Raw genomic sequence first — 14,523 nt, forward strand, 5'->3', positions numbered from 1 at the left:
AAAATCGCAATAAAAATTGCTGACTTTTAAAAATGATTTTAAATAATACAACATATAAAATGAATTTAGAACATAACATATATAACAAACAACTGGCAAACCCGAGACTGGATCTTGGATGTTTGATAGTACAGGTGCATAGCTATAGGCGGTAGGATAATTATATCTTATTAAATCTTATGAAGCACCTTTAACCGGGTGCTTTTTTTTATGCCCAAAAAGAAATGATTTTGTAGCTCAGCTGGATAGAGCGTCTGCCTTCTAAGCAGATGGTCGAAGGTTCGAACCCTTCCAAAATCACTCGTTCTCTAGAAGGAACTGGCTCATTGGGGTTACTGGCTAACCTTCCCGACTGTCTCTCGGGAGAAACGGGTTCGACTCCCGTATGAGCCGCTGTAAAAAAGAAAAGTTTAATTAAAAAAATAAACAATGAAAAAGATAAGTACATTATTTGCTAAAAACCCTACTGATTTAGGAAGGGTAATTAATAAAATCAATATAGAAAGCAATTGGGTTTTTGATGGAGATGCCATTGCCACGAGAAAATTTGACGGTACATCTGCTGCCATTATTGGCGGAGAAATCTTTAAAAGATTCGATGCCAAAAAGGGAAGGCAAATTCCAGATGGAGCAATTCCGTGCCAGGAAGCAGATCCAATTTCAGGACATCACCCGCACTGGCTAAAATGTGACCGGTCCAAATCTGAAGACAAACATTTCTTTGAAGCTTTCGACCGTTTAGAAAACAAAGCCGATGCAACCTACGAATTGTGTGGGCCTAAAGTACAGGGAAACCCTGAAAAGTTTGAGAAACATACTTTGGTAAAACATGGTTCTGAAATAATCGATTTAGAAAATGTTGCCTTTGAAGATTTAAAAATCTTCTTAATGAATGATGAAACGGATATGGAAGGTATTGTTTTCCATCATAAATCAGATGGTAGAATGTGTAAGTTAAGAAAGTCTGATTTTGGTGTTAAGCGATTGGAAATGGTGCTTAATGAATAGTAATAGTAAAGAGTTATTAGAGAATTAGCAGTCCGTGAGTTCGGGTATTTTTATGAGATGCGAACAGCAATTTTAAAAAAAGAAAGTATCGGGGAACCTTGTGTATTTATTTAAAAATAATTAAGAATTTAGAAATCATGGTGTTATATGATAAAATTATAGTGATTGATATTGAAGCAACTTGTTGGGAAACTAAGGAGGAAACACTCTTAAATCAGAGAGAAATTATCGAAATAGGAGTATGTAAGTTAATCTTATCGTCGGGAAAAATAGAAAATAAACAAAGTTTTTATATCAAACCGGAAATTTCTCAGGTTTCTTCTTTTTGTAGCCAATTAACTGGAATTACAAATGAAAAACTACAGATAGAGGGGACTTCTCTTGAGAAAGCATTAAAGAAAATTAATTCCAGGTATTCGGCAAAGTATAGAACATTTGCAGGTTATGGCGATTTTGATCAAGAAATATTAGAACAAGAATGTAAAGCAAAAGCAATTGAAAACCCATTTAGAAATGACTATTTGAATATAAAGACACTTTTTAATTTAGTTTACCTTCAGGAGAAACCTCAGGGATTATTGAAAGAGCTAGAGCTAATAGGAGAATCTTTTGAAGGAAAGAATCATAATGGAGCCGATGACGCTTACAATGCAGCCAAATTGCTGTATAAAGTTTTACAGAGATAACAATTAAAAAAATAAAAATGAAAACTGCGCAAAATAACCGCGCAGTTGTTTTAAATCTTTGTTCAGGAAATAAAAAAAGAATAAACTTCAATAAAGAAGTTATTGAATAATTGAAGAAGGAAAACGAAATTATTTTACAAATTGGAAAATGGAGTTTTGCAAATCACTGATTTTGGGAATCATGATTAAGAGCAACACATTATCAGTCAGCTAAAAGAGATTTTCGTTAAATGAGGAAAACCGCCAGTTTATGGCTGGTGGTTTTAGAATTTAAAAATTAAAATTAAAATGAATCAAAAAATATTTTTTACGTCTGATCATCACTTTGGTCATACGAATATTATTAAGTTTAGTGAGCGTCCGTTTGCTTCGGTCGAAGAGATGGATGCAGAGCTCATTAAACAATGGAATGAAAAGGTAAGTCCGCGGGATACTGTCTATCACTTAGGTGATATTTCGCTGGCAAGACCGGAACGAACAAAAGAAATTTTGGACCAGTTAAACGGTTCTATATTTCTGGTAAAAGGCAATCACGATAAATCGGCACTGAGTTATGCGAAACGATTTGAATGGATCAAAGATTACTATGAATTAAGTGTTCCTGATGAAGAAGCGCCAAATGGAAGGCAGAAGATTATTCTTTTTCACTATGCCATGAAAGTATGGAGAAGTTTTTTTAGAGGAACCTGGCACTTATACGGTCACTCTCACGGTCATCTGTTTGATGACGAGACTTCACGCTCTTTTGACGTAGGTGTAGACTGCCATAATTATGAACCGCTTTCGTATGATGAGGTTAAAGCCCGCATTTTACAGAAAGACTGGAAAGCTCCTTTTGGAGACAGAGAATTGTAAAATTTTTTAAAAATTAGAAAAATGAAAACTACAGATAAAATTATTATTATCGATTTAGAAGCCACATGCTGGCAGGGCGAAGTCCCGAAAGGGCAGCAAAATGAAATTATTGAGATTGGTTTAGCAGTCTTAGATTCGCAAACCGGAGAAATTACCCAAAACAAAGGTATTTTAATAAAACCGCAGCGTTCAACGGTGAGTCCGTTTTGTACGGAGCTCACGACGATTACTCAGGATTTACTGGACAAAAACGGAGTGAGTTTTGAAGAAGCGATTAATCAACTGACAGATGAATACCAACCCGATTTATACACTTGGGCAAGTTACGGTCAGTACGATCTGAACATGCTGCAGAAACAATGTAGATTGTTTGGAATTCCTTATCCAATGGCCGAGGAGCATATTAATGTCAAAACCTGGTTTGCGGAAAAGTTTGGTTTAAAAAAGCCAACCGGTATGAATGGGGCTTTGCATCTGTTAAATATTCCGTTGGAAGGAACACATCACCGCGGAATTGATGATGCCAAAAACATTGCAAAAATTATGCACTGGTGTCTGCGTAATTAATTTGTTAAATTAAAACGGCTGTCTTATTAGGACAGCCGTTTTCGGTTATTATATTTTGATTAATTATTGGTTTCCGTAGATTTTTGTGTAAAGATCTTTGTAAATTTCTTTTATGATTTTACGTTTTAGCTTTAGGGTAGGAGTCAGTTGTCCTCCATCAATCGACCAGACATCCGGGGTTAATTCAAAACGTTTGATTTGCTCCCAATGCCCAAATTTCTTGTTTACTTCTTCAATTTCGCTATCAATGCGTTTAATAACATCAGGGTTTGTAGCAATTTCAGCATTCGTGCCTCCCAGAGTTATCTTGTGAATTTTCGCCCATTCTTTTACAAATTCAAAATTAGGCTGAATAAAAGCAGCAGGCATTTTTTCGCCTTCACCAATTACCATAATCTGTTCTACAAAACGGGATTGTTTCATAGCATTTTCAATAAGCTGAGGTGCAATGTATTTTCCGCCCGAGGTTTTGAACATTTCTTTTTTACGGTCGGTAATTTTTAGGAAGCCTTCACTGTCGATTTCACCAATATCTCCTGTGTGAAAATAACCGTCTTTTAAAGCTTCAGCTGTTTTTTCTTCATCTTTGTAATAGCCCAGCATGACGTTAGGTCCTTTACATAAAATTTCACCGTCTTCAGCAATTTTAACTTCAATATTACGAATTGGTTTTCCAACAGTTCCAATCTTAAAACCTTTATTTCTTTGGTCATTTACGGCAATTACAGGAGAAGTTTCAGATAAACCGTAACCTTCCATAACCGGAATTTCGGCAGCGGCAAAAACTCTTGATAAACGTGGCTGTAAGGCAGCACTTCCGGAGACCATCAAATCCAGATTTCCTCCTAAACCTTCTTTCCATTTACTGAAAATCAGTTTTCGGGCAATTTTTAACTGAAACTCATACCAGAAACCATTAGCTCCGTATGGCTCGTATTTTAAGCCTAAATCAATCGCCCAGAAAAACAGTTTTTTCTTGATACCGGTCAAATCAGATCCTTTTGCGTAAATTTTATCGTAAACTTTCTCTAAAAGTCTTGGTACCGCTGTAATTACAGTAGGGCGGACTTCTTTTAAGTTATCACTGATTTTTTCAATGGATTCTCCAAAATAAACCGAAACACCATAATATTGATAGATATATAAAATCATTCTCTCAAAAATATGGCAGATAGGTAAAAAGCTCAGAGCTGTACTTTTTCCTGCATCAAACGGAATTCTTGGCGCACTGTCCAAAACGTTTGAAACAATATTTTTATGCGAAAGCATTACACCTTTTGGCCTTCCTGTAGTTCCGGAAGTATAAATAATGGTGGCCAGATCATCCTCTTTGATACTGTCTTTTCTGGCTTCAACTTCTTCCTGATTACTTTCGTCTTCGCCAAGATGTAGCAAATCCGACCAGTGTTTACAACCTGCAATTTCGTTAAAAGAATATACTTCCTTTAATGTCGGGACATTTGCTTTTATGGCATTTACTTTCTGAAGTACTTCTTCATCAGAAACAAAACAATATATACTGCCGCTGTGGTTTAAAATATATTCATAATCTTCTTCAGAAATCGTTGGGTAAATCGGCACATTTTGCGCACCGGTCTGCTGGATACCAATATCCATGATATTCCACTCCGTACGATTGTTAGAAGTTATTAAGGCAATTTTATCGTCTTTTTGAACGCCCATTCGCAATAATGCCCTTGAAACAGCATTTGCTTTAGCAATATAGTCACTACTGGATGTTTTTTCCCAAACCCCGTTTTTTTTGGTAGCCAATGCAACCGGAAGGTTGTAAGTTTCTTGTTGATAATAAGGAAAATCAAAAAGGCGTGTGATTGTAACCATTTTATATGATATATTGAAGTTTACTGCAAATTAAATAAAAATAAGGTATGATTTTAATTTTATGAAATAAAAAACCGAAATTTTTAGGCAGGTTTATAAACCCAGCGAAAACGTTTTCATTTTGCTGTGGCTAAATATAAAAAAAACAATATTTAATTAGATTCAGGATTCTTCACTTCGGTAGTGTCTCCATAGTCTTTTACACGATCTCCCATAAGGTACATTTTTTTCTTGTTTGGAAGAATCAAAAATTGTGTATAAAGCCATTCACCGGTTCCTTTTAATTTGTACCAAAATGTATAAGCAGAACTGTCGAACCCTTCTTTATAGATAGGTATACCTTCATCACTGCATTTGATTCCCCAGACCATCTCTTTTTTAGACAGATTCTCTAATTGAAAAATACCCGTTCCATCAGCATTAATCTGGATAATCGGTTTTTTTGTTCCTTCAATTAAATAAATACCGGCTACAGGCTGACCAATGTCTGTAGTCATAAAATGTTCGTGGAATTTGTAGATGATAGAAGTAACTTTAGCTTGTGCATGCAATTGTGTGGCACCAATAAAAAGGGTAATAATGAGTAATTTTAATATTTTCATGGATGTAGGGATTTAATATTTTTTTTTGGGTATTATTTTCTGCGAATATAGTTTAAATTGGAAAAGTTATTCAATAAAATTATAAAGCTTTTTAAAATTTTATTGAATTTTAAAAAAGTGTTTTATTTTGCGCTTATTATTGTTTTTTTAGTGGTAAAATAAATATGTTTCTGTTTAATGGTTATACATTTGCAATACTAAAAAGCAATATTTGTTGTTGTATAGAAAAAGGAAATATGAAAAATTTTTTGATTTTGTTTTTAATAAGCGCTACTTGTTTTGCGCAGGATTTTAATAAAGTAGATGCCAACGGGAAAAAAGACGGTGTATGGAAAGGAATTTATGAAGTTTCTAAAAGACCCCGTTATGAAGGTACATTCAGCCACGGAAAAGAAACTGGAGTTTTTAAGTTTTTTGACGATACTAAAAAGGGAGATGTTGTAGCAACCCGTGATTTTACCGCAAATGACGGAAGTGCCTATACTATTTTTTATGACCAGAAAAAAAATATAGTAAGTGAAGGAAAAGTTGTTGGTAAAAATTATGAAGGAGAATGGAAATATTACCATAAGGCTTCTAAAGTTTTAATGACAGTTGAAAATTATAAAAACGGAAAACTGGAAGGACAAAGAACCGTTTATTATCCAAACGCAAAAGTTGCTGAAGAAATGACATATAAAAACGGACTTAAAGAAGGCGTTTATAAAAAGTTTGGACAAAACGGAATTATTTTAGAACAAACGACATATTCCAATAATGAATTTAATGGAGATGCTGTTTTTTATGATTTAGATGGAGTAGTGGCTTCCAAAGGAAAATTCCTAAAGGGTAAAAAAGTCGGAATGTGGCAATTTTATCTGAGAGGAAAATTAACTAAAGAAGTCAATATGAGTGATCCTAAAAGTAATTATAAGGCCGATTCAAAACCCAAAATGGAATAGGTTTTTTCTTTAATTTTTTTTAATTTTTTTAAACTTAAATATAGTAAGTTTATAACCTAAATATTTAATTATGAGAGTTAAAACTTTACTATTATTTTTCTTTTTCTCAGCTGCTTATGCTCAAAACAAAACCGAAGCAGATAAATTGGTAGACGAAGGTGTTGTTTTGCACGATAAAGGTGATTACGCCGGAGCAATCAATAACTATAATAAAGCTTTAGAAATCGATAAAGACAACCTGCTGGCATTGATAGAAAAAGCCATGTCTTTAAATACATCCGGTAATTATGATGAATCGATAAAAGTTGCTAAACAGGCTATCTCATCCCATCCTAAAGAAGATTTGAGTACTTTATATGTTAGTTATGCAAACTCATTAGATCATCTTCACAAACTTGATGAGGCTCTAAAAATATATGATGAAGGAATTCAGAAATTTCCGGATTATTATCAATTATACTTTAATAAGGGTATTTGTTATGCTAATTCCACGACGCCCAATGAAGCTATTGCTTACTTCCAAAAAGCACTTTTGCTGAATCCTAACCACCCGGGCTCATTAAATGCGATTGGATTTATGGAATCAGGCAGCAACAGAATTCCTGCTATTTTAGCTTTTTCAAGATTTTTAATCCTGGAACCACAAACAGCGAGGGCTAAAAAAAATCTGGAAAGCTTGCAAAATTTGCTGATGCAGGGAGTGAAAAAGTCGGGCGAAGGAATTACTATAAATATTAATTCGGATGTGATTGCCGATTCAAAAGGAAAAAAGAAAGAAAATGATTTTTCTCAGGCAGATTTGATTTTATCAATGGCTGCAGGTTTGGAATTTGATGAAAAGAATGTAAACAAAACTGATGTTGAAAAATTTATAGGAAAATTTGAAACAATCTGTGCTTCACTTGATGAAACAAAAAAAGGGAATTCCGGTTTTTATTGGGAAAACTTAACCCCTTATTTTATCGAAATGAAGAAGAAAAAATTACTTGAACCTTTCGCCTACATCGCATTTGCAAATTCCGGAAACGAAGAGGTTTCGAAATGGCTTAAAAAAAACCAGCAAGAACTGGAGAAGTTTTATACTTGGTCTACGGATTATAATTGGAAAAAATAATTAAAATATTCCGTCAGAATAATCATTCTGACGGAATATTTTAAAACGATAATTTATTTAAATTTGATTTGCTAATACTTTGATCAAATGGATTTAAACGAACTTTCAGGAAGATTTTTTTTATTGTTTTTTTCGATTTTAGTTTTGTATTTTTTCTCCAACCGAAAAGATAACGAAACCATAAATCCCTTAATGGTCATTGTTGGACTTTGTACTTTCTCTCTTTGTTATTTGTTTACCAAGATTGAAATTGGGGTAGGAATTGGTTTTGGCTTGTTTGCCATTTTCTCTATTTTAAGATTCCGAACACAATCTTTTACAGTAAATGCTATTATCTTTCTTTTTGCCACGATTACACTATCTATTTTAGACATTATGTATCCATACGAAAAAATAGAGATTCTGCTGTTTTTTCAATTGATTATAATAGGATTCTATATAGCAGCTTCAATAATAGTGAACAGAAAAGCATCCAGATATTTGAATACTGTGGATGTTAAAATTGCATTAGCCGTTGACTTTTCTTTAGACAATAAAACCATTCGACAAGCTATTCAGGATAAAATCAATATTCAGGATTTCGACTTTAAGATCATTAATATAAATACAGTTGTAAACGAAATAGATGTTTTGGTTTTTTATTGATTATTCATTAAAAGGTCTGACCTGTTTGATATATAAATCCCGGTTTTCTCCCACAATTTTGAATTCAATATCGACAGGATGGTATCGGTTTTTCTTCCAATAACGATACATTTTTTCTTCAATTTTTCTACTGACTGTAAAAAGATTATTGATTTCTTTTCTGTTTAATATTGGTTCATTATTATTAAGATTTGAATTAGAAGTATAATCTACATCAAAATCAGTATCGCTGGTTCCGGTATTAAAATGATAAATAATAAACTGTTCGCAAACTTCTCCTTTTTCAGGCTTGACAACTGAATTTTCTCCTTTTTGAACATTAACGGTAATTCCGGAAAAATTAGTTCTGAAAATATTTTTGGTTATCACAACGCCATTTGCCAACTCATCGGGGAAAGACCGATGGACCAAAACGCCCATTGCAATATTTTGCTGATCAATGCCAAAAAGTTCTCTTTCGTTATATGAAGCTTCATTCCATACACTTGCCCAAACCTGTTTGATGGCTTTTTCAAATGTTTTGATGCTGTCACCCAAAATTCCGGTTTTGGAATCGTACAAACCGGCGCCGTTAAAATCATCTAAATCTTCCGCATTTGTAGAAGACCGGAATCTGAAATTTTTGAAAGCTTTGTTTTCAAAGGTTTTATGCAGTGTGGCAATTAATTTGCTATCAACGGGTTCTTTTTTAATAGCGTCCCTGATTTTTTTGAGCTGTTGATTTACCCATTGTGCAGAATCTTTATTTTGATAGGCTAAAAGTTCTTTTATCAGAGGCGAAATACTTTTCTTTTGAATATGTTTTATGTAGAAATAAAAGGGAATTGTATGTGCGTCTTCAGGTGTTTTAAAAGAAAACTCTTTTGAAATTGCAATCAAATATGCCATATTTTGCGCCTTTGATCCAATATAATTCACACCCTTTTTAGGGATTTTTGATAAATCTATTAATTGGGTAACGCTGCTGTCAATGGTTAGTTTTTTCTTTTTCAGATTGATTTTCTGAACTATTTTTTTGTTGCTTTCTTTTATAAAAAAAGTATCGACCTTAATTTTTAATTCTACTTTTTTTGAAAGCAATCTTTTAATATTACTGTCTTTATCAACGGTTGTGTAAGCCATTATCGGAATTTTTCTGTTTTTACCCAAAAGCACTAAATGGCTTAATGGAGTTTGAAGTTCATTTACAATAATTCCTCTTACATTTGGTAAAATATCAGGGGTGCCGTCGAGAATTATAATCTCATCAGGATTTGGTTTTATTTTTTCTAAATCCTTTATTTTGTATTGTTTCAGAATACCGGTATTACTTCCTGAAACTACTTCCTGATAGGTAACTTCATTAAAAATATAATCTGATTTTACACATGGAATCTTAAATTTTTGCTGTTGAAACCACTCAATTTGCTCAGGATTATTGAGGTAGAATTTTAAATCTTTGCCAATAAAAGAAGAATGTACTATTAAATTATAAAAGCGTTCAATTAGCAGAATGGGCATATGGTCTGAAGCTGCCAGTTCAAAAATCCATTTGTCGGTTCCTTTAATATGATTCAGGTTTCCCAGTAAAAATTCCCTGCCTTTATCTGTATTACTGTAATTGTTATCATTAAAAATGTCCAGATCTTTCGGGTATCCTAAATAATTGGTCACAAAATCATAATGAAGACGTATGAGAGTGCTGTTGAAATAATACATCTTTTGCTTTTTCAAATCATAAATCACCTTTACCGATTCGATATTAGAGAATTTGTCAGATAAGGGTTTGCCTCTAAACGCTTTGTAAGCCTCGTAATCTGGTAATGAAGAACGATAACTTTGGGCACTTGAAACGGTTAAAATGATAAAGAAAATAAAAGTAAAAATGGGTTTTAGCATGATATTTTAATTGATGATTAAAAGTAATTAAAAAAGCTATAGCTTTTATCTACTCTTTCATTGCATAAACTAATCAAAAGGCGCATAATTATCTATAATTTGATTTATCTTTGCACCCTTGTAAAAATATAAACGATTTAGAATGAAACGTGTAGTTGTTGGACTTTCCGGTGGAGTAGATTCGAGTGTTGCAGCCTATTTATTGCAGCAGCAGGGATACGAAGTTATTGGCCTTTTTATGAAAAACTGGCACGATGACTCTGTAACTATTTCAAATGAATGCCCATGGCTGGAAGACAGCAATGACGCTCTTTTAGTTGCTGAAAAACTCGGAATACCGTTTCAGACTGTCGATTTAAGCGAAGAATACAAAGAAAAAATTGTTGACTACATGTTCAACGAATACGAAAAAGGAAGAACTCCAAATCCTGATGTGCTTTGTAACCGCGAAATCAAATTTGATGTTTTCATGAAAATTGCCTTAAGCCTTGGCGCTGATTATGTGGCAACAGGACATTATTGTCAAAAAAATGAAACTGAAGTTGATGGAAAAACCGTTTATCAGTTAATTGCCGGGGCAGACAATAATAAAGATCAGTCATACTTTTTATGCCAGTTATCTCAGGAGCAGTTATCTAAAGCTTTGTTTCCAATTGGAGCTTTGACTAAACCTGAAGTTCGTGAAATTGCTGCAGAAATGGAATTGGTAACTGCTGAAAAGAAAGATTCTCAAGGGCTTTGTTTCATTGGAAAAGTACGTTTGCCTGAATTTTTACAGCAAAAACTACAGCCTAAAGAAGGCAAAATTGTTCAGATTGATAAAAATGATCCAATTTATGCCATTGAAAAACCTGTTGGATTATCTTTGGAACAAGAATTGAAAATTGAAGCTCAAAAATTGAATTATCGTCCGGAGATGGGGAAATTTATGGGTAAACATCAGGGAGCACATTATTTTACTGTTGGACAAAGAAAAGGACTTAATGTTGGAGGAACAACCGATCCTTTATTTGTAATTGCTACAGATGTTGAAACCAATACGATTTATACAGGATTAACAAGTAATCATCCCGGATTGTTTAAAAAAGCATTGTTTATTGAAAAATCTGAAGTACATTGGATTCGAACTGATCTCATTTTGAATGTTGGAGAAACGATGGAAGTAATGGCAAGAATTCGTTATCGCCAGCCTTTGCAAAAAGCAATTCTGCACCAGTTTGAAGACGGAATGTATGTTCGTTTTGAAGATCCGCAATCTGCAATTACTGAAGGACAATTTGTGGCTTGGTATTTAGAAAATGAATTAGTTGGTTCGGGAGTAATTTCATAGCTTTATACTTTTTTATAAAGGTTTTCACCTTAAAAAGTATATATTATGAAAATACATTACGCTATTATACTCTTATTGATTTCCTCTGTGATGTTTTCACAGGAGGATGCGTGGGTTTATTTTAATTCAAAACCTAATTCACAGACTTATCTGAATTCTCCTTTGTTAATACTTTCACAACGGGCTATAGATCGCAGGACGAATCAAAATATTGCTTTAAATTTTACTGATGCTCCTTTGGAAATAACTTATGTCAATCAGATAAAAGCAAGTACGGGAATTACCGTTATGGCAAAATCAAAGTGGCTTAATGCTCTTCATATCAGAGGAACACAGGCTAATATTTCGGCCTTGACAGCGTTGGCCTTTGTTAATAAAGTAGTCTTCGCAAATAAATCACTCAATTTAACCGGAAAAACAGTTTCGCAAAATAAAGTTTCAGAAACAAAAAACAAGCTTGAGGCGGCAGTAAATTATAACTACGGAACTTCAGCAAATCAAATCCAGATGCTTAACGGGCATGTTTTACATCAGCAAAATTACACAGGTTCAGGAAAAATAATAGCTGTTATGGATACCGGTTTTCCTGGAGTTAATACAGCGCAGCCTTTTCAAAAACTCAGGGATAATAATCAAATTCTGGGCGGGTATGATTATGTTTCGCGAAATGCTAATTTTTATGCAGGAGGAAGTCACGGAACTTCGGTGCTTTCTACAATGGGTGGGTATAAGGAAAATGCTTTGGTAGGAACAGCGCCGGATGCTTCTTATTATCTTTTCAGAACCGAAATTGATGCCAATGAAAATCCTGTCGAAGAATCACTCTGGGTAGAAGCAGCAGAAAAGGCAGATAGTTTAGGTGTTGATATTATAAACACTTCATTAGGATATTTTGGGCAACGGGATAATTCAAATTATAATTATACTTATAGTGACATGAATGGAAGTACTACTTTTATTTCGCGTGGAGCAGAGATTGCATTTAGTAAAGGTATTATTGTAGTAGCCTCAGCAGGAAATGAAGGAGATGCAACTGAAAAACATATTGGAGCACCTGCGGATGCTGTATCTGTTATTGCAGTTGGAGCTGTTACGGCCTCCAAAGTAAGATCCAGTTTTAGTTCTATAGGGCCAAGTTATGACGGAAGAATAAAACCTGATGTTATGGCGCAAGGATCAGCAGCTGTAATATCTGATGTTTCAGGTAATATAGTTACCTCAAATGGGACATCGTTTTCAGGCCCTATTATGGCAGGAATGATTGCTTGTTTATGGCAGGCTTATCCTGAAAAAACAAATCAGCAAATTAGAAATATGGTCATTCAGTCTGCTGATAAATATTTGACTCCGGATAATAATTACGGTTACGGAATTCCAAATTTTGGTACAGCATTGGCAGTTGATAGTTTTGTAAATCACGATTTCGTTGTTTATCCCAATCCTGCTCAAACCAACATTACATTTTCTTTTTCAAATGAAATTAATAATGCTTCAGTTATTATTTATTCGATTTTAGGCCAAAAAGTACTTGACAAAAAGATAACAGGTCAAAATCCAAATCTTTCAGTTGAATCATTAAAAAGCGGAACCTATTTTTATACTTTAAAGGGAGATGGTTTGCATAAAACAGGAAAGATTATAAAACAATAATAGTTTTTGAATGAATAAAATAACTCAGCTTTTTAATATAAAATACCCAATTATTCAGGGCGGTATGATTTGGAACAGCGGTTATAAATTAGCTTCTGCAGTCAGTAATGCTGGTGGTTTAGGGCTTATAGGAGCTGGTTCCATGTATCCTGAAGTTTTACGGGAGCACATCCAGAAATGCAAAAACGCTACTGATAGACCGTTTGGTGTCAATATTCCGATGTTGTATCCAAATATTGAAGAAATCATGAATATTGTGGTTGATGAAGGTGTAAAAATAGTTTTTACTTCGGCAGGTAATCCTAAAACCTGGACTTCATTTTTAAAATCAAAAGGAATTACGGTTGTTCATGTGGTCAGCAGCAGTATTTTTGCTTTAAAAGCACAAGAAGCCGGAGTTGACGCTATTGTAGCAGAAGGTTTTGAAGCCGGCGGGCACAATGGTCGTGATGAAACCACAACATTGACCTTGATTCCGATGGTAAAAGAAAAAATTGAAATTCCAATTATTGCAGCTGGTGGTATCGCGACCGGAAAAGGAATGTTGGCAGTGATGGTATTAGGTGCAGATGGAGTTCAGGTTGGAAGCCGTTTCGCGGCCTCTACAGAATCATCTTCACACAACAATTTCAAGCAAAAGATAGTTGATATAGGAGAAGGTGATACAAAATTGACACTGAAGGAATTAGCGCCTGTACGTTTGATTAAAAATAAATTTTATGAAGATGTTCAGGATTTATATAAAAAGTGCCCTTCAAAAGAAGATTTAATACAGCTTTTAGGAAGAGCAAGGGCGAAAAAAGGAATGTTTGAAGGAGATCTTGAAGAAGGAGAACTTGAAATAGGACAAATAGCGGGATTAATTCATGAAATTTTGCCTGTAGAGCAAATTATTCAGCAAATTATTTCTGATTTTGTAATTGCGTGTCAGGAAAAAAGTAAATTTGAATTTTAATAGCCCCATAAATACACTATGAATATTTTTCGTAACTATATATTACTTTTTTTTCTCGGAATTGGAATTCAGCAATCCTATTGCCAGTCCTATCGTTTTAAGACTTCAGGCTTTAGTGTTTTAGAAAAAAATGACAAAGGAAAATGGGGCGAATGGTCAAAACTTGATCTAGTGAATCTTTCTGTAGTATTGGATACCGAAAAACACAGGATTGTGGTGTATTCGCAGGAAATACAGCTTTTTAATATCATTGAATATATCGAGCGGGAAGAAAATGACACTGATATTGTCTATTCATTTGTATGTAAAGACAATAGTGGCGTTGACTGCAAAATTTCAATTATTACCCGCAAAAAGCAAGATTACCGTAAACAGTTATATATCAATTATGATGAGCATATTATTGTGTATAATATTTTTAATGTGTAGTTATTCAAACATTTTAATAAG

Annotated in this window: 14 protein-coding genes and 2 tRNA genes; 13 read left to right on the top strand and 3 right to left on the bottom strand. The window is 33.9% G+C overall.

The genetic code is table 11. The annotated features are described in order from the left end of the window. The first annotated feature begins 226 nt into the window (after positions 1-226). The 6 genes from DMB68_RS01500 to DMB68_RS01520 all read left to right on the top strand — a co-directional run bounded on the left by DMB68_RS01500 (position 227) and on the right by DMB68_RS01520 (position 3,116). Positions 227-300: transfer RNA gene (locus tag DMB68_RS01500), tRNA-Arg, on the top strand. A 20-nt stretch (positions 301-320) separates the two neighbouring features. After that, positions 321-393, top strand: a tRNA-Asp gene (locus DMB68_RS23260). Positions 394-429: 36 nt separating this feature from the next. Next, entirely contained in the window at positions 430-1,008 is a 579-nt protein-coding gene (locus DMB68_RS01505) for an RNA ligase 1 family protein (protein ID WP_110344914.1), read from the top strand. Between the two features lie 137 nt (positions 1,009-1,145). After that, positions 1,146-1,694 (top strand): 3'-5' exonuclease, encoded by a 549-nt coding sequence (locus tag DMB68_RS01510; RefSeq protein ID WP_110344915.1) that lies wholly within the window; start codon positions 1,146-1,148, stop codon positions 1,692-1,694. Positions 1,695-1,982: 288 nt separating this feature from the next. Next, entirely contained in the window at positions 1,983-2,549 is a 567-nt protein-coding gene (locus tag DMB68_RS01515; RefSeq protein WP_110344916.1) for a metallophosphoesterase family protein, read from the top strand. Between the two features lie 21 nt (positions 2,550-2,570). Next, the gene (locus DMB68_RS01520) at positions 2,571-3,116 is read left to right on the top strand and encodes a 3'-5' exonuclease (protein ID WP_110344917.1); all 546 of its coding nucleotides are present in this window, start codon (positions 2,571-2,573) and stop codon (positions 3,114-3,116) included. Positions 3,117-3,179: 63 nt separating this feature from the next. Here DMB68_RS01520 and DMB68_RS01525 read toward each other — a convergent pair whose 3' ends face one another. Together DMB68_RS01525 and DMB68_RS01530 are read right to left on the bottom strand one after the other, a co-directional pair. Then, entirely contained in the window at positions 3,180-4,958 is a 1,779-nt protein-coding gene (locus DMB68_RS01525) for an AMP-dependent synthetase/ligase (protein WP_110344918.1), read from the bottom strand. Positions 4,959-5,110: 152 nt separating this feature from the next. Beyond that, a complete protein-coding gene (locus DMB68_RS01530; protein ID WP_110344919.1) occupies positions 5,111-5,560 on the bottom strand; it encodes a hypothetical protein in 450 nt (149 codons plus the stop codon). A gap of 236 nt (positions 5,561-5,796) precedes the next feature. On the opposite strand from DMB68_RS01530, the gene DMB68_RS01535 reads away from it, so the two are divergent. The 3 genes from DMB68_RS01535 (at position 5,797) to DMB68_RS01545 (ending at position 8,260) form a co-directional block, all read left to right on the top strand. Continuing rightward, positions 5,797-6,501, top strand: a complete 705-nt coding sequence (locus DMB68_RS01535) for a toxin-antitoxin system YwqK family antitoxin (protein WP_110346310.1) — start codon at positions 5,797-5,799, stop codon at positions 6,499-6,501. Positions 6,502-6,571: 70 nt separating this feature from the next. Then, on the top strand, positions 6,572-7,615 hold the full coding sequence (locus DMB68_RS01540; protein ID WP_110344920.1) for a tetratricopeptide repeat protein: 1,044 nt from the start codon (positions 6,572-6,574) through the stop codon (positions 7,613-7,615). Positions 7,616-7,702: 87 nt separating this feature from the next. Beyond that, the gene (locus DMB68_RS01545; RefSeq protein ID WP_110344921.1) at positions 7,703-8,260 is read left to right on the top strand and encodes a DUF4956 domain-containing protein; all 558 of its coding nucleotides are present in this window, start codon (positions 7,703-7,705) and stop codon (positions 8,258-8,260) included. Here the strand turns inward: DMB68_RS01545 and DMB68_RS01550 are convergent, their stop codons facing one another. Continuing rightward, positions 8,261-10,138 (bottom strand): PEP/pyruvate-binding domain-containing protein, encoded by a 1,878-nt coding sequence (locus DMB68_RS01550; protein WP_110344922.1) that lies wholly within the window; start codon positions 10,136-10,138, stop codon positions 8,261-8,263. A 142-nt stretch (positions 10,139-10,280) separates the two neighbouring features. Here DMB68_RS01550 and mnmA point away from each other — a divergent pair, with 142 nt between their 5' ends. Genes mnmA through DMB68_RS01570 form a run of 4 tightly spaced genes read left to right on the top strand, consistent with a single transcriptional unit; the run spans position 10,281 to position 14,502 of the window. Then, positions 10,281-11,468: a tRNA 2-thiouridine(34) synthase MnmA gene (mnmA, locus tag DMB68_RS01555; protein ID WP_110344923.1), complete on the top strand. Its 1,188-nt coding sequence runs from the start codon at positions 10,281-10,283 to the stop codon at positions 11,466-11,468. Positions 11,469-11,513: 45 nt separating this feature from the next. Beyond that, complete coding sequence (locus DMB68_RS01560; RefSeq protein WP_110344924.1) at positions 11,514-13,118, top strand: S8 family serine peptidase; 1,605 nt, start codon at positions 11,514-11,516, stop codon at positions 13,116-13,118. A gap of 10 nt (positions 13,119-13,128) precedes the next feature. Further along, a complete protein-coding gene (locus DMB68_RS01565; protein WP_110344925.1) occupies positions 13,129-14,073 on the top strand; it encodes an NAD(P)H-dependent flavin oxidoreductase in 945 nt (314 codons plus the stop codon). Positions 14,074-14,091: 18 nt separating this feature from the next. Further along, the gene (locus DMB68_RS01570) at positions 14,092-14,502 is read left to right on the top strand and encodes a hypothetical protein (protein WP_110344926.1); all 411 of its coding nucleotides are present in this window, start codon (positions 14,092-14,094) and stop codon (positions 14,500-14,502) included. Positions 14,503-14,523 lie beyond the last annotated feature (21 nt).

Origin of the sequence: Flavobacterium hydrophilum, from assembly GCF_003202405.1 — a bacterium.
In the GTDB taxonomy this organism is placed as follows: domain Bacteria; phylum Bacteroidota; class Bacteroidia; order Flavobacteriales; family Flavobacteriaceae; genus Flavobacterium; species Flavobacterium hydrophilum.